The sequence below is a fragment of the Embleya sp. NPDC056575 genome (assembly GCF_042793325.1).
Lineage (GTDB): Bacteria > Actinomycetota > Actinomycetes > Streptomycetales > Streptomycetaceae > Embleya.
In genome coordinates this window covers 84,191-105,911 of record NZ_JBHTVA010000035.1, presented here as the reverse complement: position 1 = coordinate 105,911, position 21,721 = coordinate 84,191, and the positions used below count along the sequence as shown (strand labels likewise).

General features: G+C 71.0%; 15 protein-coding genes. 11 read left to right on the top strand and 4 right to left on the bottom strand.

The window, feature by feature from the left end:
- The first annotated feature begins 76 nt into the window (after positions 1-76).
- From mtrA to ACFRCG_RS26700, 6 genes are all read left to right on the top strand, one after another.
- Positions 77-754 carry an MtrAB system response regulator MtrA gene (gene mtrA / locus ACFRCG_RS26725; protein ID WP_026219725.1) on the top strand — a complete coding sequence of 226 codons (678 nt, stop codon included), beginning with the start codon at positions 77-79 and terminating at the stop codon, positions 752-754.
- 97 nt (positions 755-851) lie between these two features.
- The gene (gene mtrB / locus ACFRCG_RS26720) at positions 852-2,555 is read left to right on the top strand and encodes an MtrAB system histidine kinase MtrB (protein ID WP_380035930.1); all 1,704 of its coding nucleotides are present in this window, start codon (positions 852-854) and stop codon (positions 2,553-2,555) included.
- The gene (locus ACFRCG_RS26715; protein ID WP_380035908.1) at positions 2,552-4,327 is read left to right on the top strand and encodes an LpqB family beta-propeller domain-containing protein; all 1,776 of its coding nucleotides are present in this window, start codon (positions 2,552-2,554) and stop codon (positions 4,325-4,327) included. Before mtrB ends, ACFRCG_RS26715 begins: the two co-directional genes overlap by 4 nt.
- A 102-nt stretch (positions 4,328-4,429) precedes the next feature.
- Entirely contained in the window at positions 4,430-5,311 is an 882-nt protein-coding gene (locus tag ACFRCG_RS26710; RefSeq protein ID WP_380035905.1) for a ComF family protein, read from the top strand.
- Positions 5,199-5,879 carry a ribosome hibernation-promoting factor, HPF/YfiA family gene (gene hpf, locus ACFRCG_RS26705; protein WP_380002683.1) on the top strand — a complete coding sequence of 227 codons (681 nt, stop codon included), beginning with the start codon at positions 5,199-5,201 and terminating at the stop codon, positions 5,877-5,879. The genes ACFRCG_RS26710 and hpf overlap by 113 nt, the downstream gene beginning before the upstream one ends.
- A gap of 219 nt (positions 5,880-6,098) precedes the next feature.
- Positions 6,099-6,809 carry a response regulator transcription factor gene (locus ACFRCG_RS26700; protein ID WP_246127381.1) on the top strand — a complete coding sequence of 237 codons (711 nt, stop codon included), beginning with the start codon at positions 6,099-6,101 and terminating at the stop codon, positions 6,807-6,809.
- 64 nt (positions 6,810-6,873) lie between these two features.
- Here ACFRCG_RS26700 and ACFRCG_RS26695 read toward each other — a convergent pair whose 3' ends face one another.
- Both ACFRCG_RS26695 and ACFRCG_RS26690 read right to left on the bottom strand, forming a co-directional pair.
- Entirely contained in the window at positions 6,874-8,082 is a 1,209-nt protein-coding gene (locus tag ACFRCG_RS26695) for a winged helix-turn-helix domain-containing protein (RefSeq protein ID WP_380035902.1), read from the bottom strand.
- Between the two features lie 28 nt (positions 8,083-8,110).
- Positions 8,111-8,641 (bottom strand): GNAT family N-acetyltransferase, encoded by a 531-nt coding sequence (locus ACFRCG_RS26690; protein WP_380002685.1) that lies wholly within the window; start codon positions 8,639-8,641, stop codon positions 8,111-8,113.
- 138 nt (positions 8,642-8,779) lie between these two features.
- Between ACFRCG_RS26690 and secA the strand changes: the two genes are divergently transcribed.
- Entirely contained in the window at positions 8,780-11,548 is a 2,769-nt protein-coding gene (gene secA, locus ACFRCG_RS26685; protein WP_380035899.1) for a preprotein translocase subunit SecA, read from the top strand.
- Positions 11,549-12,152: 604 nt separating this feature from the next.
- Here secA and ACFRCG_RS26680 read toward each other — a convergent pair.
- A complete protein-coding gene (locus tag ACFRCG_RS26680) occupies positions 12,153-12,779 on the bottom strand; it encodes an Rv3235 family protein (RefSeq protein ID WP_380035896.1) in 627 nt (208 codons plus the stop codon).
- A gap of 242 nt (positions 12,780-13,021) precedes the next feature.
- Here ACFRCG_RS26680 and ACFRCG_RS26675 point away from each other — a divergent pair, with 242 nt between their 5' ends.
- The 3 genes from ACFRCG_RS26675 to pruA are packed head-to-tail and all read left to right on the top strand — an operon-like array spanning position 13,022 to position 15,843.
- Positions 13,022-13,483 (top strand): DUF6912 family protein, encoded by a 462-nt coding sequence (locus tag ACFRCG_RS26675; protein WP_380035893.1) that lies wholly within the window; start codon positions 13,022-13,024, stop codon positions 13,481-13,483.
- 26 nt (positions 13,484-13,509) lie between these two features.
- A complete protein-coding gene (locus ACFRCG_RS26670) occupies positions 13,510-14,169 on the top strand; it encodes an HAD family hydrolase (protein WP_380035890.1) in 660 nt (219 codons plus the stop codon).
- Positions 14,170-14,214: 45 nt separating this feature from the next.
- Complete coding sequence (pruA, locus tag ACFRCG_RS26665) at positions 14,215-15,843, top strand: L-glutamate gamma-semialdehyde dehydrogenase (protein WP_380035887.1); 1,629 nt, start codon at positions 14,215-14,217, stop codon at positions 15,841-15,843.
- A gap of 18 nt (positions 15,844-15,861) precedes the next feature.
- On the opposite strand, the gene ACFRCG_RS26660 is transcribed toward pruA, so the two are convergent.
- Positions 15,862-16,425, bottom strand: coding sequence for a DJ-1/PfpI family protein (locus ACFRCG_RS26660; protein WP_380035884.1), 564 nt, complete (start codon positions 16,423-16,425; stop codon positions 15,862-15,864).
- A gap of 400 nt (positions 16,426-16,825) precedes the next feature.
- Here ACFRCG_RS26660 and ACFRCG_RS26655 point away from each other — a divergent pair, with 400 nt between their 5' ends.
- Positions 16,826-21,709 carry an NAD-glutamate dehydrogenase gene (locus ACFRCG_RS26655; RefSeq protein WP_380035881.1) on the top strand — a complete coding sequence of 1,628 codons (4,884 nt, stop codon included), beginning with the start codon at positions 16,826-16,828 and terminating at the stop codon, positions 21,707-21,709.
- Positions 21,710-21,721 lie beyond the last annotated feature (12 nt).

Here is a 21,721-nt window from a genome sequence, read left to right as displayed (position 1 = left end):
TTTTGTCACCCGAGGACGCGGCCGGAATCGGTCGGATGAGTGCAGGTCACAATCCGGTAATGCGACGATGAGGCACATGAAGGGACGCGTCCTCATCGTTGACGACGACACCGCACTGTCCGAGATGCTCGGCATCGTGCTGCGTGGCGAAGGGTTCGAGCCGTCGTTCGTGGCGGACGGCGACAAGGCACTCCAGGCATTCCGGGACGTCAAACCGGACCTGGTGCTGCTGGACCTGATGCTGCCCGGCCGCGACGGCATCGACGTCTGCCGCCAGATCCGTGCCGAGTCCGGCGTGCCGATCGTGATGCTCACCGCCAAGAGCGACACGGTCGACGTCGTGGTCGGCCTGGAGTCCGGAGCAGACGACTATGTGATCAAACCGTTCAAGCCCAAGGAGCTTGTCGCTCGTGTGCGGGCCCGCCTGCGCAGAGCCGAGGAACCCACCCCGGAGCAACTGGTGATCGGCGATCTGGTGATCGACGTGGCCGGCCATGCCGTGAAGCGGGACGGGCAGAACATCGCACTGACCCCGCTGGAGTTCGACCTCCTTGTCGCACTCGCCCGCAAGCCCTGGCAGGTGTTCACCCGCGAGGTACTGCTCGAACAGGTCTGGGGATACCGACACGCGGCCGACACCCGCCTGGTGAACGTCCACGTCCAGCGGCTGCGCTCGAAGATCGAGCGTGACCCCGAGCGTCCGGAGACGGTGGTCACGGTGCGCGGGGTCGGCTACAAGGCGGGACCGGCCTGACCTTGAGATCGTCCCGGTGAGCACCGCACAGCGGTCGCCCTCCCCGTCGGCCTGGTCCCTCGCCCTGCGTCGTGTGCGCGGCGGCGTGGGCCGGGTCATGGCGCTGTGGAACAGATCGATCCAGTTCCGCGTCGTGGCCACCACCCTCGTGCTGTCCGTCGCCGTCACGGTGCTGCTCGGCGTGGTGGTGGTCGGGCAGGTCCGCAACGGCCTGCTCGACGCGAAGGTGGCCTCCGCCCGGTCCCAGGCCCAGGGCGGCTTCGCCGATGCCCGCGCGCAGGCCGACGAGATCGCCACCAGCCCGGGCCGGCACGTCCAGGTGCCCACCGGCATGCCCGCCGGCACGCCGGCCACCGGCAACCGGGTGAACACCGGGGACTGGCTCAACGCGCTGGTCAAGCAGCTCTCCAGCGGCGGCCAGGGGGTGTACGACGTGGCCGCGACCAGTCAGGACACGGTGGACAGCCCACCCGGGTCCGGCCGCAGCCCCCGCGCGTCCGGCGACGTGGTCCCCGACTCCAGCATCCCGGCCGAGCTGCGCCGCGAGGTGGGCCTCAAGCGCGGGGTGGCGCTGCTCCAGTACACCCAGATCGTGCGCGAGGGCCAGCACGGCGAGGGCCCGGTGGAGACCACCCGCGAGGCCGGCCTGGTGGTCGGCGCCCAGTTGGAGGACCCCGACGGCGGGTCGTACCAGCTCTACTACTTCTTCTCCTTCGGTCCCGAGGAGAAGACCCTGGGCCTGGTGCGCAGCACGCTGGCCACCGCCGGGGTCTTCCTCGTGCTGCTCCTGGTGGCGATCGCGGCGTTGGTGACCCGATGGGTGGTCACCCCGGTGCGGATGGCGGCCCGGATCGCCGAGCGGTTGGCGGCGGGCCGACTGGAGGAGCGGATGCGCGTGGTCGGCGCGGACGACCTGGCCCGGCTGGGCTCGTCGTTCAACAAGATGGCGTCCAACCTGCAGAACCAGATCAGACAGCTGGAGGAGTTGTCCCGGGTGCAGCGCCGGTTCGTCTCGGACGTCTCGCACGAACTGCGCACTCCGCTGACCACCGTGCGGATGGCCGCCGACGTGCTGTACGAGGCGCGTGAGGACTTCGACCCGGCCACCCGGCGCTCGGCCGAACTGCTGCAGAACCAGCTGGACCGGTTCGAGGCGCTGCTGTCGGACCTGTTGGAGATCAGCCGGTTCGACGCGGGCGCGGCGGTGCTCGACGCCGAGCCGGTGGACCTGCGCGACCTGGTGCGTCGGGTGGTCGAGGGCGCCGAGCCGCTGGCCGAGCGGCGCGGCAGCCGGCTCGTGGTACGCGTGCCGGACAAGCCGTGCGTGGCCGAGGTTGATCCCCGGCGGATCGACCGGGTGCTGCGCAATCTGGTGGTCAACGCGATCGAGCACGGCGAGGGGCACGACGTGGTGGTCATCGTCGCCGCCGGCGAGGACTCGGTCGCGGTGGCGGTGCGCGATTACGGCGTGGGCCTCAAGCCCGGCGAGTCCTCGCTGGTGTTCGCCCGGTTCTGGCGGGCCGACCCGGCCAGGGCGCGGACCACCGGCGGCACCGGCCTGGGCCTGTCCATCGCGCTCGAGGACGCGCATCTGCACGGCGGCTGGCTCCAGGCCTGGGGCGAGCCGGGCGGCGGCTCGCAGTTCCGGCTGAGCCTGCCCAAGACCGCGGGCGGCGAGCTGGTGCGCTCCCCGCTGCCGTTGGAGCCCGAGGACTCGCGGGCCAATCGGGGCCTGGGTCCGGCGGGCTCGCCGTATCGGCGCGGCGTACGTACGGCCGGTTCCGCGGGAGGCGGTCGATGAGGCGGATCACCCCGTTCCTGGCCCTGATGTGCGTGCTGTGCGCGCTCAGTGGGTGTGCGTCGATGCCGCACAGCGGCAGCGTGCGCGAGGCGGCCAAGGGCGGCACCAAGGACCAGGGCCCGGAGCAGCAGGTGCGGGTGTTCGCCGTGCCGCCCAAGCCCGGCGAGCAGCCGCACGGCATGGTGGCCGGCTTCCTGGAGGCGGTCACCAGCGACGAACCCGACTACACCACCGCGCGCGCCTACCTGACCCCGGAGGCCCGCGCCAAGTGGGTGCCCACGCGCGAGATCGTGGTGCTCAACACGATCGCGAAGATCGAACTCGTGGCCGGTGCCGACGAGCGGACCTATCGGGCCGAGGTCTCCGGCACCCGGGTGGGCACCGTCGACAGCCGCAACGCCTACCAGCCCGAACAGCAGGCGGGCGCGCCCTACCAGGCCACCCTGCAACTGCGCCTGGGCACCGACAACCAGTGGCGCATCGCCGATCTGCCCGACGGGCTGATCCTGTCCAACGCCGAGTTCCACCGGATCTACCGGTCGGTCAACACCTACTGGTTCGCCACCTCGATGCCGCTGGGCCAGGACGTCCTGGTGCCCGATCCGGTCTATCTGCGCAGCCGGGTGGGACTGACCTCGGCGCTGGTGCGGCAACTGGTGAACGGTCCCACCGACTGGCTGCGGCCGGTGGTGGAGACCGCCTTCCCGGCCGGCACCGAGCCCGCCGACCGGGTGGTGTCGATCGAGGACAACCGCACCGCCCGCGTCCAGCTCAACCGGCAGGCCAGACTCGCCCAGGGCAAGGGCTGCGAGCGCATGGCCGCGCAACTGCTGTTCACGCTGCGCCAGGTATCGGGGGTGGACTCGGTCTCGATCACCGGCGGCGGCGCGCCGATGTGCCTGCTCTCCGACGACGACGCGGCGCACTACGACCCCACGCGGGCGGCCAAGACGCCCGGGCCCACCGGCTACTTCATCGCCAAGGGCGGCATGGTCAACGTGGTGCCCGGCGCGAACGGCAACCCGCCCGCGCTGCCGGGACCCTTCGGCGACGGCACCTACAAGGTGGACCAGATCGCCGTCTCGCGGGACCAGTTCCGACGCCGGATCGCGGGCATCGACACCGGCGGGCGCAAGTTGTGGGTCGGCGACGTGGACGGTCACGGCGAGGCCCAGGAGTGGCTGAACACCTCGCCCGGGTCGTTGTCGAGCCCGACCTGGGACGGCCGCGGCGTGTTGTGGGCGCTGGATCACACCAAGAACGCCGAGCAGGTGTTGGCGCTGTACGAGGACGAGCGGCGCCAGGTCACCAAGGTCGCGGTCGACGTGGAGGGCATCACCGCGGCCCGGATCACCGACCTGCGGTTGTCCTCGGACGGCGTGCGGGCGGCGCTGGTCCTGAACACCGGGCAGGTGATGGTCGGCCGGGTCGAGCGGCGCGTGAGCAACGGGCTGCCGGCCATCACCATCGCCGCGCCGCGTTCGGTGCTGCCCTCGCTGGTCGAGGTCAAGGCGATCTCGTGGAACGGTCCGGACCGGCTGGTGGTGCTGGGCAAGGAGGGCCAGGGCGCGCTGCAGCCGCAGATCGTGGACATCGACGGCGGCATCTCGATCTCGGTCGCCTCGGTCAACGGCATGCTGCACATCGCCGCGCCGGACGGCGCCGACCAGCCGCTGCTCGCCGACTCCGGCGAGCAGAACATCTACCAGCTGTCCCAGGGCAACAACTGGATCAAGGTGCACAGCGGCACGTACCCGGTCTACCCGGGGTAGCGCGCCCGCCCGGAGCCCGTCCGCCACGGCGCGCCATGACCGGATCGGGTGGTTGTGCGTGCGGCCGGTCCCTTTCGGGGCCGGGCGTGCGAGCGTGGGGGTATGGAACGGCGTCGGGTGCTCGCGACATGGGCCGACCTGGTGTTGCCCGTGTGCTGCGCGGGCTGCGCCGCCCCCGGCGCGCAGTTGTGCGCCGCCTGTCGGGAGGTGTTCCTCCCGGAGCCGCGGCCGGCCGACCCGGCGCCCGCGCCCGAGGGGCTGCCGCCCGTACACGCGGTCACCGCCTACCAGGGGCCGGTGCGCTCGGTGCTCGCCGCCTACAAGGAGCACGGCGCGCGCCGCCTGGCCCGGCCCCTGGGGGATGCGCTGGCCCGGTCGGTGGCCGCCGGTCTCGCCGACGCGGCCGGGCCGTGCCTGCTGGTCCCGGTGCCCTCGACCCGCGCGGCGGTGCGTCGGCGCGGTCGGGACGCCACCAGGGAGCTGGCGCTGCGCGCGGCCGGACGATTGCGCGCGGCCGGGGTCCCCGCACGGGTGCTCCCGGCACTGCGACATACCCGTCGGATCCTGGATCAGGCGGGCCTTTCGGCACATGAACGGAGGATGAACGTCCGCCGATCAATGATCGTTTCGGACAGGTTGGCGCCCTTGTTTACGGGCATTAGTGTGGTGATCGTCGTCGATGATGTTTGCACCACCGGCGCAACTCTCGCGGAGGCGACCCGTGCGGTCCGAGCCGTGGGAGGGCGAGTCGAGGCGGCGGCCGTGGTGGCCGCGACCGCCCGGCGGCGCGGGACGGAGCAGGGCCGTCGGCGACCTGGTCGGTCGGATGGGTGCCCACCCCTCCGGCATGGCGCAATGGATGGAGTTCTGCGTGGACATTGTCGTCAAGGGCCGCAAGACCGAGGTACCCGAGCGTTTTCGCAAGCACTGTGTCGAGAAGCTGGACAAGATCCGCAAGCTCGACGACAAGGTGATCAGCGTTGACGTGGAGGTGACCAAGGAGCGGAACCCGCGGCTGGCGGAGCGCTCGGACCGGGTGGAGATCACGCTGAACACGCGTGGCCCCGTCATCCGGGGCGAAGCCGCCGCGTCCGACCCCTACGCCGCACTCGACCTGGCGTGCGCGAGACTCGAGGCACAGTTGCGCAAGGCCGCCGATCGGCGGCGCGTGCACCATGGTCACCGCTCCCCCGTCTCGGTGGGCGCGGCCACTGCGGAGATCAATCACGCCGACCGGCTCAACGGAGCCGTGGTGGCGTCCGCGGAAGACATCGAGGCGGTGAAGAACGGCGAATTGAGGCCCCAGCCGCACATGGCGGGCCCGATCGAGGTGGATGGCGAAGGCCCCCTCGTGGTTCGCGAGAAGGTACACGCCGGGCGTCCGATGGCGCTCGACCAGGCGCTGTACGAGATGGAGTTGGTAGGCCACGACTTCTATCTGTTCATCGATTCGAGCACCAGGTGGCCGAGTGTGGTGTACCGCCGGCACGGCTACGACTACGGTGTGATCCACCTCAAGCCCGAGGACCGCGAGGACGGCGGACCGCAGTAGTCGCGGTCGGGCCGTCGCCGCGCGCCCTCTGGTCGTGATTCGACGCCGAAACCCCTCGGGGTTTCGGCGTCGGTTGCGTCCTCGACCCTGGCGTTCCCTGGCGAATGTTCCGCTTCGCAAGTACGTTCCGCACATAACGCCCATCAGGGCCTGGCGTCGTGGCGATCACGTGGGATCATGTCCTGGACACGGATCGTGCCGACCCAGGGGGGAAACACGGTGGGTGAACAGTCTGTTCCGGCCCGCGTGGAGCACGGCTCAGCGGGCGAACCGATTCGCGTGCTGGTGGTCGACGATCACGATCTGTTTCGCCGGGGTCTGGACATCGTGCTCGCGCCGGAGCCCGACATCACCGTGGTCGGCGAGGCCGGGGACGGCGCCGAGGCGCTGGAGGCCGCGCAGGACCTGCTGCCCGACATCGTCCTGATGGACGTGCGCATGCCCAGACGCGGCGGCATCGAGGCCTGCACCGCGATCAAGGAGGTCGCGCCCAGCACTCAGATCATCATGTTGACGATGAGTGAGGAAGAGGCCGACCTCTACGACGCGATCAAGGCCGGCGCCACCGGCTATCTGCTCAAGGAGATCTCGCACGGCGAGGTGGCCTCGGCGATCCGCGCGGTGGCCGACGGGCAGTCGCAGATCAGCCCGTCGATGGCGGTCAAGCTGCTGACCGAGTTCAAGTCGATGAGCCGGCGCGACGACGAGCGCCGCCTGGTGCCGGCGCCGCGGCTGACCGACCGCGAGATCGAGGTGCTGCGCCTGGTGGCCACCGGGCGCAACAACCGCGACATCGCCAAGCAGCTGTTCATCAGCGAGAACACCGTGAAGAACCACGTGCGCAACATCCTCGAGAAATTGCAGCTGCATTCGCGCATGGAGGCCGTGGTCTACGCGATGCGGGAGAAGATCCTGGAGATCGGCGACTGAACCGGCGCGCCTCTTGGGCGGGCCCGGGTCGGCCGGACGCGGACGCCCGGCCGAACCCGGCCGGTCAGCCCGCGAGCAGCGCGGTCAGCCGCGCGCGGGTGCTCTCGTGGTCCAGCGCCTCGATCCGCACGTCGTCGCACCCCACCCACCCGGCGGCCGCGCGCAGCGCGTCGGCCGCGCCGGCCAGCACCCGCTCGCCGACCGCGGCGCCGGCCTCGAAGGAGATGCGCCGGGCCACCAGGGTGCGTCCCTCCCGGGCCGGGTCCACCCGGCCGACCAGCCGCCCGCCCGCCAGGATGGGCATCACGAAGTAGCCGTGCACCCGCTTGGCGGCGGGCACGTACGCCTCCAGGCGGTGTTCGAAGCCGCCGAACACCCGGGCGGTGCGCGGGCGATCCCACACCAGCGAGTCGAACGGCGACAACAGCGTGGCGCGATGACGTCCGCGCGGCGGCGCGGCGAGCGCGTCGGGGTCGGCCCACGCGCCCTCGCGGGCGGCCCGTTCGCCCCAGCCCGCGACCGCGACCGGGACCAGGCCGCTGCCGGGCAGGGCGGCGTCGACCTGGGCCCGGGTCAGCCGGTACTGGTCCATCAGGTCGGCCCGGGTGGCCACCCCGAGCTGTCGGCCCGCGAGGCGCACCAGGCGGCGCAGGCACTCCGCGTCGTCGGGCTCCTCGGCGAGCAGGGCCGCCGGGACCACACGTTCCGGCAGGTCGTACACCCGCTTCCAGCCGTCGCGGCGCACGCAGACCACGTCGCCGAAGGCCAGCGCGCGCTCGACGGCGATCTTGGTCTCGCTCCAGTCCCACCACTCGCCCTTGTTCTTGGCCCCGCCCAGCGCGGTCGCGGTGAGCGGGCCCTCGGCGCGCAGGCGTTCCAGGACGGTGTCGAACGACTCCTTCGACACCTGATGACCCCACAGGTGGCCGCGGCCCCGGTAGTGCCGGCGGCGGAAGGCGAAGTCCGGCCACGTCGACATCGGCAGCACACACGCCGCGTGCGACCAGTATTCGAACGCGGTCTCGCCGGACCAGTAGGCGCTCTCGACGGTGGAGCGGCCGACCGGGCCGAGCCGGGAGTAGGGCACCAGCTCGTGTGAGCGGGCCAGTGTGGAGATGGTGTCGAGTTGTACCGCGCCCAGCGAGTGCAGCACGCCGAGCACGCCCGCCCGGCGATCGGGGGCACCCAGCAGGCCCTGCGCGGCCAGCACGATGCGGCGGGCCTCGTCGGCGGTCAGCTCGGCGTCCGGCGTGAAGGTCGGCTGTGAGGTCATGGCCGCCACCTTAGAACGTATGTTCGCATCAGGTGTCCGTGGCGAGCCGGGCGTGCAGATGTACGTCGGTGAACTCCTCGCCGAAGCCGGTGAGGCAGCCCCGCAGTACTCCTTCGAGTGCATATCCCGACGCGTTCGCGACCGCGCACGAGGCGGAGTTGGCCACCGCGTGGCGCAGTTCCAGGCGATGCAGATCCAGCGCGCCGAACGCCCAGCGGGTGAGCGCGCCGACCCCGTGCCGGGCGACCCCGCGACCGCGCGCGGACTTCAGCGTCCAGTAGCCGACCTCGGCCGTGCGCCACTGCGGCGACACCTTCCACAGCGCCACATGGCCGTGGACCTCGCCGCTCACCGCGTCCATCACCGCGAACGACGGCCCCTCGCCGCTCGCCCATCGCTGCTCGCGCGCGGCCAGCCACGCGTGTGGATCCTCGTCCTCGGGCACCGGTGGGCGGTGCGCGATCAGCTCGTCGGCGAGCGCGCCGGCGATCACGTCGACGTCGTGTTCGTTCCAGGGCCGGAGCTGAAAGCGTCCCGCCGCGATCTCCACAGGTTCCATGCCGGTCACTGTGCCGGCCCGCGAGGCTCGATCGGGCTTGCCTCCTCGCATACGATGGCCGTATCGGCGGGACGGGCCCCGCCGTGCCGTCACGTCCGAAAGGCGGGCGGGCGCCGTCGGGCAAGGAGCTCATCCAGCGTGTCTATCTTCGACAAGGTCCTGCGCGCCGGCGAGGGCAAAATCCTGCGCAAGCTCAACCGCATCGCAGATCAGATCGAGTCGATCGAAGACGACTTCAAGGACCTCTCCGACGCCGAGCTGCGCGCGCTGACGGACGAGTACAAGCAGCGCTACGCCGATGGGGAATCCCTCGACGACCTGCTTCCGGAAGCCTTCGCCACGGTGCGCGAGGCCGCGCGCCGCACGCTCGGTCAGCGGCACTACAAGGTGCAGCTGATGGGCGGTGCCGCGCTGCACCTGGGCAACATCGCCGAGATGCGCACCGGCGAGGGCAAGACGCTGGTGTCCACCCTGCCCGCCTACCTCAACGCCATCGCCGGCGAGGGTGTGCACGTGGTCACGGTCAACGACTACCTCGCCGAGCGCGACTCGGAGTGGATGGGTCGTGTGCACCGTTTCCTCGGTCTGACCGTGGGCTGCATCCTGGCCAACATGCCGCCGCACGAGCGGCGCAAGGCGTACGGCTACGACATCACGTACGGCACCAACAACGAGTTCGGCTTCGACTACCTGCGCGACAACATGGCGTGGTCGGCCGACGAGCTGGTGCAGCGCGGCCACTTCTTCGCCGTGGTCGACGAGGTCGACTCGATCCTCGTCGACGAGGCCCGCACCCCGCTGATCATCTCCGGCCCGGCCGACCAGGCCACGAAGTGGTACGCCGACTTCGCGACCATGGTCAAGCGGCTCAGGCGCGGCGAGGCCGCGAACCCGCTCAAGGGCATCGAGGAGACCGGCGACTACGACGTCGACGAGAAGAAGCGCACCGTCGCCATCCACGAGTCCGGCGTCGGCCGGGTCGAGGACTACCTGGGCATCGACAACCTCTACGAGGCGGTCAACACCCCGCTGGTCGGCTACCTGAACAACGCCATCAAGGCGAAGGAGCTGTACAAGCGGGACAAGGAGTACGTCGTCGTGGACGGCGAGGTGCTGATCGTCGACGAGCACACCGGCCGCATCCTCGCCGGTCGCCGCTACAACGAGGGCATGCACCAGGCGATCGAGGCCAAGGAGGGGGTGGACATCAAGGACGAGAACCAGACCCTGGCCACCGTCACCCTCCAGAACTTCTTCCGCCTGTACAAGAAGCTCGGCGGCATGACCGGTACCGCGATGACCGAGGCCGCCGAGTTCCACCAGATCTACAAGCTCGGCGTGGTGCCCATCCCCACCCATCGTTCGGTGCAGCGTGTGGACCAGTCCGACCTCGTGTACAAGACCGAGGAGGCCAAGTTCAACGCGGTGGTCGAGGACATCACGCAAAAGCACGAGAAGGGCCAGCCGGTCCTGGTCGGCACCACCAGCGTGGAGAAGTCCGAGTACCTGTCCGCCCAACTGCGCAAGCGCGGCGTGCCGCACGAGGTGCTGAACGCCAAGCACCACGAGCGCGAGGCGCAGATCGTCGCGCAGGCCGGCCGCAAGGGCGCGGTCACGGTGGCCACCAACATGGCCGGCCGAGGCACCGACATCATGCTCGGCGGCAACCCGGACCACCTCGCCGCGGCCGAACTCGCGCAGCGCGGGCTGACCCCGACCGAGACGCCGGAGGAGTACGAGGCGGCCTGGCCGGAGGCGCTGGAGAAGGCCAAGAAGGCGGTCAAGGCGGAGCACGAGGAGGTCTCCGACCTCGGCGGGCTGTACGTGCTCGGCACCGAGCGGCACGAGTCCCGCCGGATCGACAACCAGCTGCGCGGTCGCTCCGGGCGCCAGGGCGACCCGGGCGAGTCGCGGTTCTACCTGTCGCTGGGCGACGACCTGATGCGCCTGTTCAAGGCCAACATCGTCGAGCGGGTGCTGACCCTGGCCAACGTGCCCGAGGACCAGCCGATCGAGTCGAAGATGGTCTCGAACGCGATCAAGTCCGCGCAGACCCAGGTCGAGCAGCAGAACTTCGAGATCCGCAAGAACGTGCTCAAGTACGACGAGGTGCTGAACCGGCAGCGCGAGGTGATCTACGGCGAGCGCCGCCGGGTGCTCGCGGGGGAGAACCTGCAGGAGCAGATCGGGCACTTCATCGACGACACCGTCGAGGCGTACGTGCACGGTGCGACCGAGGGCTTCGCGGAGGAGTGGGACCTCGAGAAGTTGTGGGCCAACCTCAAGCGGCTGTACCCGGTCAGCATCACGATCGAGGAGGTCGAGGAGGAGTTCGGCGACCGCTCGGAGCTGGACACCGACCAGCTGATCGAACTGCTCCGGGCCGACGCCCAGGCCGCCTACGCGCTGCGTGAGGAGAAGCTGGGCGAGGAGGTCATGCGCGAGCTGGAGCGGCGGGTCATCCTGTCGGTGCTGGACCGCCGGTGGCGCGAGCACCTGTACGAGATGGACTACCTCCAGGAGGGCATCGGCCTGCGGGCGATGGCGCAGCGCGACCCGCTGGTGGAGTACCAGCGCGAGGGCTTCGACATGTTCAACGCCATGATGGAGGGCATCAAGGAGGAGTCGGTCGGCTACCTCTTCAACGTCGAGGTCGAGATCGAGCAGGTGCCGGAGGCGCCGAGCATCTCGATCGACAAGGCCGCGCCGCTGCCGGAGATCCACGCGAAGGGCCTGGACGCGCCCCAGCGGCCGGCGCACCTGCAGTACAGCGCGCCCACGATCGACGGCGAGGGTGGTGTGATCACCTCCGAGGAGAACTTCGACGAGGACGCGGACGAGGTCGAGGAGGGCGCGACGCGGGCCGAGCGGCGGCGGGCGCAGCGGGCGAAGCGGAAGAAGAAGTAGGCGGGTCCTCATGCCGGTTGGCGGCGGCGCGGGTCGGGTGAGGCCGGCCTGCGGGTCCTCATGCGCCGGACGGGCTGAGGGGGGCGTTGTTGGCGGTGGTCGCGGGTGGTGGCCTCGGTCGGGCTCTGGCGGCCTGCGGGTCCTCATGCGCCGGACGGGCTGAGGGGGGCGCTGTTGGCGGTGGTCGCGGGTGGTGGCCTCGGTCGGGCTCTGGCGGCCTGCGGCCTGCTGTCCTCAAGCGCCGGACGGGCTGGAGTTTGGTGGCGTAGGGCTTGAGGGCCTGCGCCCCCGGGCCCCGGGCCTGCGCCCCCGGGCCCCGCGCCTTGCGCCCCGGGCCCCGCGCCTTGCGCCTTGCGCCTGAGGGCCTGCGCCCCCCCGCGCCTCGCGCCTCGCCCCCCGCACCCCGGGCCCCGCGCCTGAGGGCCTGCGCCCCCCGCGCCTCGCGCCTCGCCCCCGCGCCTCGCCCCCCGCACCCCGGGCCCCGCGCCTGAGGGCCTGCGCCCCCCGCGCCTCGCGCCTGCGTCCCGGGGCTTGTGGAGGGGTTTGGTGGGGTGGTTGTGTGTGGGGGAGGGCCCGGGACTGTTGGTTCGGGCCCTCTCCCTTTTCAGGCCAGTTCGTCGTGTTCCAGGGCTGTGCAGAGCCAGGTGTTGGTGGGGTGGCGGGTGGGGGCGTCGCGTTCCAGGCGGAAGGCCAGGGTGAGGACCCAGGACGGGGCGCGTAGGCGGGCGTAGCCCTCGGCGATGCCTTCGGCCGGGGCGTGGCCGCCGCAGGACTCCACCCGCAGGTGCCCGACCCGGCGGGCCGCGAGGCGGCGGATCAGGTGTTGTGTGGTGCCGTAGACGGGCGCGGAGGCGTACGGGCGCAGCTGGGTGAGCGCGCGCCGGCCCGAGGCGATCTCGGCCAGCGCGTGGGCCAGCCGTTGTGAGCGCAGCCGTGCCTCGGCCGGGTCCGGTTCGGCCAGGGCGGGGACCAGGCGCAGCGCGGGCCGCGTGTCGGGTCGCGGCGCGAGCCGAGAACCGGGCCGGGAGTCGGATCCGTGTTCGGGATGGGGCAGCAGGTGGGGCAGCGGGTGCGGGGCGTGGGCCAGGTTGCCGTGGGTGAGGGTGGTGCGGCGGCCCGATGGGCGCAGCGGGATCACCTCGGCGACGGCCGCGGTGTCGAAGGGGGTTTCGCCGGCGGGGGCTCGGACCACGTACAGATGTGGTGGCGAGCCGGTGTTCGTGTGGACCATGGGTCCTCCCCGTGAAGCGGACGTGACGGTTGTGGCGCACGTCGTCCCGCTCGTTCCCCCGACCGGGACGTGTGCAGGCACTTCCTAGCCGGCCGGCGCCGCGCGGTCAACCATTCGTATGGTCACCGCTGCGATTACGCTGACGCGCGTCGACTCACGCGTGGTGGCGCCGAGTCGGCCCCGGTTTCGGCGCCCTTCGTCCCCGAAGGAGTGTCCGGATTTCACTCGATTGGAGTCGCCCGATGCGCGTGTTCATCCCTACGACGCCCGCCGGCCTGGCCGCGGTGCACGCCGCCGGCGGGATCGAGTCGGCGCCGCTGCCGGCGTACGCGGTCACCGGGGCGTTTCGCGCGTGGTACGGGAGCGACGACGAGGAGGAGCTGGAGTACGGCGCGCTGACCCGCGCCGCCGAGGGCTCGCTGCGGTTGCTCGCGGCCGAGCCGGGCGCGGTGCGTCGGGTCGTGCTCGCGGCGGACGTGCCGGACACGCTGGTGGCCGAGCGGACGCAGGACGGCCCGGGCGCGGTCCTGGTCGACGCGCGTGTGCCGCGCAAGCGAATCGCGGCGGTGCACATGGACACCGCCGACGCGGAGGAGGCGGTCGCCGCGGCGCTGGCGGGCGGGCTCACCGACGAGCTGATCGAGGCCACCGAGGAGCACGAGCTGCTGTGGTTCGCGACACAGGAGCTGGCCGACCTGCTGTGACGGCCGGCAGGGCACAATCAAGGTCCATGACGAATCGGAATCCGCACCTGGTTTGGGACTGGAACAGCACCCTGTTCCACGACTTGGACGCGATCATCGAGGCCACCAACGCCTCGTTCGCGCTGATCGGACTGCCGCCGATGACGCTGGAGCGTTATCGGGAGCTCTACTGCGTGCCGGTGCCGAAGTTCTACGAGAAGGTCGTCGGCCGGGTCCCGGACGCGGACGAGTGGATCCGCCTCGACCAGGCCTTCCAGGAGGTCTACACCCTGCACAGCGCGCGCTGCGAACTCGCCGTCGGCGCGGACGAACTGCTGCACGCCTGGCAGCGCGAGGGCGGTACCCAGTCGCTACTGTCGCTGACCGCGCACGAGGCGTTGATGCCGTTCGTGCGCCGGTTCGGGATCGAGGAGCGGTTCGTGCGGGTGGACGGGCGGGTGGGTCCGCCGGGCGGCGGCAAGGCCGAGCACCTGGTGCGGCACCTGGCCGCGCTGGAGCGGGACCCGGCCGACGTGGTGCTGATCGGCGACGCCGCCGACGACGCGGCGGCGGCGCTGCACGTGGGCGCGCGCGTGGTGCTGTACGCGGGTGGCTCGCACGCGCGGGCCGGTCTGGAGGGGGTCGGGGTGCCCGTGGCGGACTCGCTCGCCGAGGCGGTCGAGCTCGCGCGTAGCCACGTGCGCTGACCACCCTCGCGCATCGATTGTCCGGTTCGTGGGCACTGCGCATCCATGGATGCTGTGACCCGGGTGCCCCGGCCGAGCAACGAACCCGTCCACGGCTACGCGCCGGGCAGCCCCGAGCGGGCCCGCCTGCAGGAGCGGCTGGCCGAGTTGTCCGCCGTACCCGTGGACCTGCCGCACACCATCGGCGGCGAACACCGGATGGGCGCGGGCAGGCGTGTGCAGTTGGTCCAGCCGCATCGGCGCGCGGGCGAACTGGGCACCCTCGCCAACGCGACCCACGACGACGCGCGGGCCGCGCTGACCGCGGCGAAGGAGGCCGCGCCCGGGTGGCGCGCGCTCGACTTCGACGACCGGGCGGCGATCATCCTCAAGGCGGCCGACCTGCTCGCCGGGCCGTGGCGCGAGACCATCGCCGCCGCGACGATGCTCGGTCAGGGCAAGACGGTGCAGCAGGCGGAGATCGACGCGCCGTGCGAGCTGATCGACTTCTGGCGGTTCAACGTCGACTTCGCCCGGCGGATCCTGGCCGAGCAGCCGATCAGTTCCCCCGGGACGTGGAACCGGCTGGACCACCGGCCGTTGGAAGGCTTCGTGTACGCGGTCACCCCGTTCAACTTCACCGCCATCGCCGGCAACCTGCCGACCGCGCCCGCGCTGATGGGCAATGTGGTGCTGTGGAAGCCCTCGCCCACCCAGGCGCTGGCCGCGCACCACCTGATGCGGTTGTTGGAGGCGGCCGGGCTGCCGCCGGGGGTGATCAACCTGCTGCACGGCGACGGCGTGGCGGTGTCCGACGTGGCGCTGGCCGACCCGGACTTCGCGGGGCTGCACTTCACCGGGTCCACCGCGACCTTCAAGCACCTGTGGCGGGGCATCGCCGACAACCTCGACGCCTACCACGGCTATCCCAGGATCGTCGGCGAGACCGGCGGCAAGGACTTCGTGGTCGCGCATCCCAGCGCCGACCACGACGTGTTGCGCACCGCGCTGGTGCGCGGCGCGTTCGAGTACCAGGGCCAGAAGTGTTCGGCCGCCTCGCGCGCCTACATCCCGCGCTCGATCTGGGAGAGCGAGTTCCGCGAGGCGTTCCTGGCCGAGGTGGACGGGTTGTCGATGGGCGACGTGACCGACCTGAGCCACTTCATGGGCGCGGTGATCGACAAGCGCGCGTTCGCCAAGCTCAAGGCGGCGATCGACCGGGCGCACGCCGCCGACGGCCTGCGGGTGCTCGCGGGCGGGACCTACGACGACGCGGTGGGCTGGTTCGTGCGGCCCACCGTGGTGCTCGCCGAGGATCCGTGGGACGAGGTGTTCACCACCGAGTACTTCGGGCCGTTCCTGGGCGTGCACGTGTACGAGGACCGCGACTGGGACACGATGCTCCGGCAGATGGAGTCGGCCGCGCCGTACGCGCTCACCGGCTCGGTGATCGCCCGCGATCGGCGCGCGCTGGCGCAGGGCACCGACTTCCTGCGCTTCGCGGCGGGCAATTTCTACCTCAACGACAAGCCCACCGGCGCGGTGGTGGGGCAGCAGCCGTTCGGCGGCGCGCGGGCGTCCGGCACCAACGACAAGGCCGGCGCGATGCAGAACCTGATGCGCTGGACCAGCACCCGCACGATCAAGGAGACGTTCGACCCGCCGACCGACTACCGCTATCCGCACATGGGCTGAGCGCTCGGGCGTCCCGGCTCAGGCCGGTGCCTTGGCGCGCAGGATCTGGACGAACTCGCGCATCCAGGCCGGGTGGTCGACCCAGCCGCGGGCGGAGACCAGGGTGCCGTCGACGACGGCCTCGCCGTCCACCCAGGTGGCGCCCGCCGCCCGTACGTCCGGCGCGATCGCCGGGTAGGCGGCGGTGCGCCGCCCGTTCAGCACTCCCGCGGCGGCGCTGACCAGCGGCCCGTGGCAGATCTGCGCGACCGGCTTCTCGGCCTCGAAGAAGTGCCGCACGATGCGCTGCACCACCGGGTTGTTGCGCAGGTACTCCGGGGCCCGGCCGCCCGGCAGCACCAGGGCCACGTAGTTCTCCGGCCGCACCTCCACGAAGGCGAAGTCGGCCGGCCACGTGTAGCCGGGCTTCTCGGTGAAGGTGTCGTAGCCGTCGACGAAGTCGTGCACGACGAAGTTGAGCTTCTTGCGCGAGGGCCCGGCCACGTGCACGTCGTAGCCCTCCTCGCGCAGCCGCTGGTACGGGTAGAGCACCTCGAGCGATTCCGCCGCGTCGCCCGTGATCAACAGCACCTTCTTGGCCATGACGATCGTCTCCCCACCGAGTTCGTCCGCCCGTGTCGTGTCGTTGCTCCCGCACCACGGTGCCCCGAGCGTCCGCCCCGGGGCAATGGGCAATCGCCGGCGCTTCGCAACCGCGGGGCTCAGGGCAAGAGGGGTACGGGGTGTCCGGGCATAACCGAAAATTACTTACAGGGTGATCCGAGATCCCCTCTCGGCGGCCGAGGACCACGCGAGTAGCCTGACGATGCGGCGACGCCGTGCGGGTCGCGGGCCGAGACGACGGAGTCCCGGAACCACCACCGACGCGCCGACGTCGCCTGAAACAGGTACTCGCGACAAAGCGGGTACCGGCAGTACACGGCCGGGCACGCCCGGGGACGGCAATGGTCACGCAACGGCGCGCGACAGGAGCGGCAGCATCATGCAGAGCAAGCTGGACGAGGCGAAGGCGGAGCTTCTCGCCCGAGCGGCGGACGCGGCACGGGCGGCATCGTCACAGCACGGAGGCGGCGGGCCCGAGGGCCCGAACCGGGTGGACCTCGATGTCCTCCTGTCCCGCTACTACCGGCACACCGCACCCGACGACCTGATCGACCGCGACCCGGTCGACGTATACGGTGCGGCGATCTCGCACTGTCGACTCGCGGCACAGCGCCCCCAGGGCACCGCGCGGGTCCGGGCGTACACGCCCACGGTCGAGGAGAACGGCTGGGCGTCGGGGCACACCGTGGTCGAGGTGGTCACCGACGACATGCCCTTCCTGGTGGACTCGGTCACCAACGAACTCTCCCGCCAGGAACGCAGCATCCACGTGGTGATCCACCCGCAGCTGATCGTCAGGCGCACCATCGCCGGCGAGCTGCTGGAGATCGTGGACACCACCGACGCACACGGGGTGCCCGAGGACGCGCTCGTCGAGTCCTGGATGCACATCGAGATCGACCGCGAATCCGACCGCGAGGACCTGCGCGCGGTGGAGAGCGGGTTGCAGCGGATCGTCAGCGACGTGCGCGAGGTGGTCGAGGACTGGGCCAAGATGCGCGACACGTCGCTGCGGCTGGCCGACGAACTCGCCAACGACCCGCCGCCGGCGCTGCCGGAGGAGGAGATCGGCGAGGCGTGGGAGCTGCTGCGCTGGCTCTCCGAGGATCACTTCACCTTCCTGGGATACCGCGAGTACGACCTGGTCTGCGAGAACGACGAGGACGTGCTGCGCGCGGTGCCCGGCACCGGGCTCGGCATCCTGCGCGCCGACCAGGACCTGTCGGCGTCCTTCAGTCGACTGTCCACCCAGGCCCGGGCCAAGGCCCGGGAGAAACAGTTGCTGATCCTCACCAAGGCCAACTCGCGGGCCACCGTGCACCGCTCGGCCTACCTCGACTACATCGGCGTGAAGAAGTTCGACGCGGCCGGCAACGTGATCGGCGAGCGGCGCTTCCTGGGGCTGTTCAGCTCCGCCGCCTACACCGACAGCGTGCAGCGCATCCCCGTGGTGCGCCGCAAGGTGCACGCGGTCCTCGACAAGGCCGGCTTCCCGCCGGTCAGCCACGACGGCCGGGACCTGCTGCAGATCCTGGAGACCTACCCGCGCGACGACCTGTTCCAGATCGCCGTCGACGAACTGCACGACATCGTGATCAGCGTGCTCTACCTCCAGGAGCGGCGCCGGTTGCGGCTGTTCCTGCGCAAGGACGAGTACGGCCGGTTCTACTCGGCCCTGGTCTACCTGCCGCGCGACCGGTACACCACCGAGATCCGGCTCAAGATGCAGGACATCCTGCTCGCCGAGTTGGCCGGCTCCGTCATCGACTACACCGCGCGCAACACCGAGTCCGTGCTCGCCCGCCTGCACTTCACCGTGCGGGTGCCCACCGGCGCCGAACTCGGCGACCCGGACGTGGACTACATCGAGCGCCTGCTCTCCGAGGCCACCCGCTCCTGGATCGACGACTTCGGCGAGGCCCTCGTCGCCGAATGCGGCGAGGAGAGCGCGTCCGAACTGTCCCGCCGCTACGCGCACGCGTTCAGCGAGGGGTACAAGTCGGACTTCCCGCCCCGGACCGCGGTCGCCGACCTCAAGCGGGTCGAGGAACTGACCCCCGAGGCGGACTTCACGCTCCACCTGTACGAGCCGATAGGAGCACTGCCGGGCGAGCGGCGCTTCAAGATCTACCGCATCGGCGACTACGTCTCGCTGTCCGAGGTGTTGCCGATCCTGCAGCGGATGGGTCTGGAGGTCGTCGACGAGCGGCCCTACGAGCTGCACCGCGCCGACGGCACCGTGGCGTGGGTGTACGACTTCGGCCTGCGCTACGACGCCTCGGCGATGTACGGGCAGCCCGAGGACGTCAAGGAGCTGTTCCAGGACGCGTTCTCGGCGACCTGGACCGGGCGTGCGGAGAACGACGGGTTCAACGCGCTGGTCTTCCGGGCCGGGCTGACCTGGCGTCAGGCGATGGTGCTGCGCGCCTACGCCAAGTACCAGCGCCAGGCCGGGGTCACCTTCGGGCAGGACTACATCGAGGGTGTCCTCGTCTCCAACCCGCACACCACCCGACTCCTGGTGAATCTGTTCGAGGCCCGCTTCTCGCCCGGCCACCAGCAGGCCGGCACCGAGTTGGTGGACGGCATCGTGGAGGCCATCGAGGGCGCGCTCGACCAGGTCGCCAGCCTGGACGAGGACCGCATCCTGCGCTCCTTCCTGGCGATGATCAAGGCCACCCTGCGGACCAACTTCTTCCAGCACCGCGAGGACGGCGAGGCGCACGACTACCTCTCGCTGAAGTTCGACCCGCACCAGATCCCGGACCTGCCGGCGCCGCGGCCCCGGTTCGAGATCTTCGTCTACTCGCCCCGGGTCGAGGGCGTGCACCTGCGCTTCGGCGCGGTCGCGCGCGGCGGGCTGCGCTGGTCCGACCGGCGCGAGGACTTCCGCACCGAGATCCTGGGCCTGGTCAAGGCGCAGATGGTCAAGAACACGGTGATCGTGCCGGTCGGCGCCAAGGGCGGCTTCGTCTGCAAACAACTGCCCGACCCGAGCGACCGCGAGGCCTGGCTGGCCGAGGGCGTCGCCTGCTACCGCACCTTCATCGGCGCCCTGCTCGACATCACCGACAACCTCGTCGACGGCGAGGTCGTGCCGCCGGCCGACGTGGTGCGCCACGACGGCGACGACACCTACCTGGTGGTGGCCGCCGACAAGGGCACCGCGACGTTCTCCGACATCGCCAACGCGGTGGCCGAGTCGTACGGGTTCTGGCTCGGCGACGCGTTCGCCTCCGGCGGTTCGGCCGGCTACGACCACAAGGGCATGGGCATCACCGCTCGCGGCGCGTGGGAGTCGGTCAAGCGCCACTTCCGCGAGCTGGGCCACGACACCCAGACCGAGGACTTCACCGTCGTCGGCATCGGCGACATGTCCGGCGACGTGTTCGGCAACGGCATGCTGCTGTCCGAGCACATCCGGCTGGTCGCCGCCTTCGACCACCGGCACATCTTCCTGGACCCGAACCCGGAGGCGGCGGCCTCCTTCGCCGAGCGCCGCCGGTTGTTCGACCTGCCGCGCAGTTCGTGGGCGGACTACGACACGAGCCTGATCTCCGCCGGCGGCGGCGTGTACCCGCGCGCCGCGAAGTCGGTGCCGATCAGCGCGCAGGTGCGCGAGGCCCTCGGGCTGCGCGACGGACTCGTGCGGCTCACCCCGGCCGAGCTGATGAAGGCGATCCTGCAGGCCCCCGCGGACCTGTTCTGGAACGGCGGTATCGGCACCTACATCAAGTCGAGCGGCGAGTCGCACGCCGACGTCGGCGACAAGGCCAACGACGCCATCCGGGTCAACGGCGCCGACCTGCGGGTCAAGGTCGTCGGCGAGGGCGGCAACCTGGGCTGCACCCAGCTGGGCCGGGTCGAGTTCGCGCTCGCGGGCGGCCGGATCAACACCGACGCGATCGACAACTCGGCGGGCGTGGACACCTCGGACCACGAGGTGAACATCAAGATCCTGCTCAACCAGGTCACCGCCGCCGGCGACATGACCGGCAAGCAGCGCAACGAACTGCTCGCGCAGATGACCGACGAGGTCGGCCACCTGGTCCTGGCCGCCAACTACGGCCAGAACTGGGCGCTGGCCAACGCGGTGGCACAGGCGTCCAGCCTGCTGCACGTGCACATGCGGTACATGCGCCGGATGGTTCGCGACGGGCACCTCGACCGGGAGATCGAGTTCCTGCCGACGGATCGTCAGCTCCGCGAGCGGCAGCAGAACGGCCAGGCGATGACCCAGCCCGAACTGGCCGTGCTCCTGGCCTACACGAAGATCGTGATGGCCCAGGACCTGATCGCCTCCGACCTGCCCGACGACCCGTTCCTGGCCCGGCAGTTGTACCGCTACTTCCCGAGTGCGCTGCGGGCGAGGTTCGTCGAGCAGATGGACCGGCACCCGCTGCGCCGGGACATCATCACCACCGTCGTGGTGAACGAGGTGGTCAACCTCGCGGGCATCACGTTCATGTTCCGCATGCGCGAGGAGACCGGCGCGTCGGCGGAGGAGGTCGCCCGGGCGCACATCACCGCGCGGGAGATCTTCGGCGCGGACCGGATCATGGGCGCCATCGCGGCACTGGACAACAAGGTCCCGGCCGAGATGCAGACCACCCTGCGGCTGCACAGCCGGCGACTGATCGAGCGGGCCACCCGCTGGTTCCTGGGCAGCCGGCGCGAGATCGACATCGCCGCGCAGGTGGAGCTGTTCCGCGACGGCGTGGCCGAGGTGGTCGCACACCTGCCCAAGGTGCTGCGCGGCTCGGACCTGGCCTGGATGGACGGGCTGTACGAGCAGTTCACCGCGGCGGGCGTGCCCACCGAACTGGCCACCGCGGTGGCCGGGATGTCCTCGGCGTACGCGGCCCTGGACATCGTCGAGGTGGCGACCGAATCCGATCGCGGTGTGGTCGACGTCGCCCAGGTGTACTTCGACATCGCCGACCGGCTGCCGATCGCGCACCTGCTCGACCGGATCATCGAACTGCCGCGCAGCGACCGGTGGAAGTCGATGGCGCGGGCCTCGCTGCGCGAGGACCTGTACGCGGCGCAGGCCGGGCTCACCGCCGACGTGCTCGCCTTCGGCGAGCCGGAGGACACCCCGGAGATGCGGTTCAAGGCGTGGGAGGACAAGAACGCGCCGGTGCTGGTGCGGGCGCGGTCCACGCTGGAGGAGTTGCAGGAGGCGGAGAGCTACGACCTGGCGACGTTGTCGGTCGCCATGCGGGTGATCCGCACGCTGCTGCGTACGGGCGCCAAGAGCTGACCGACGCGAACG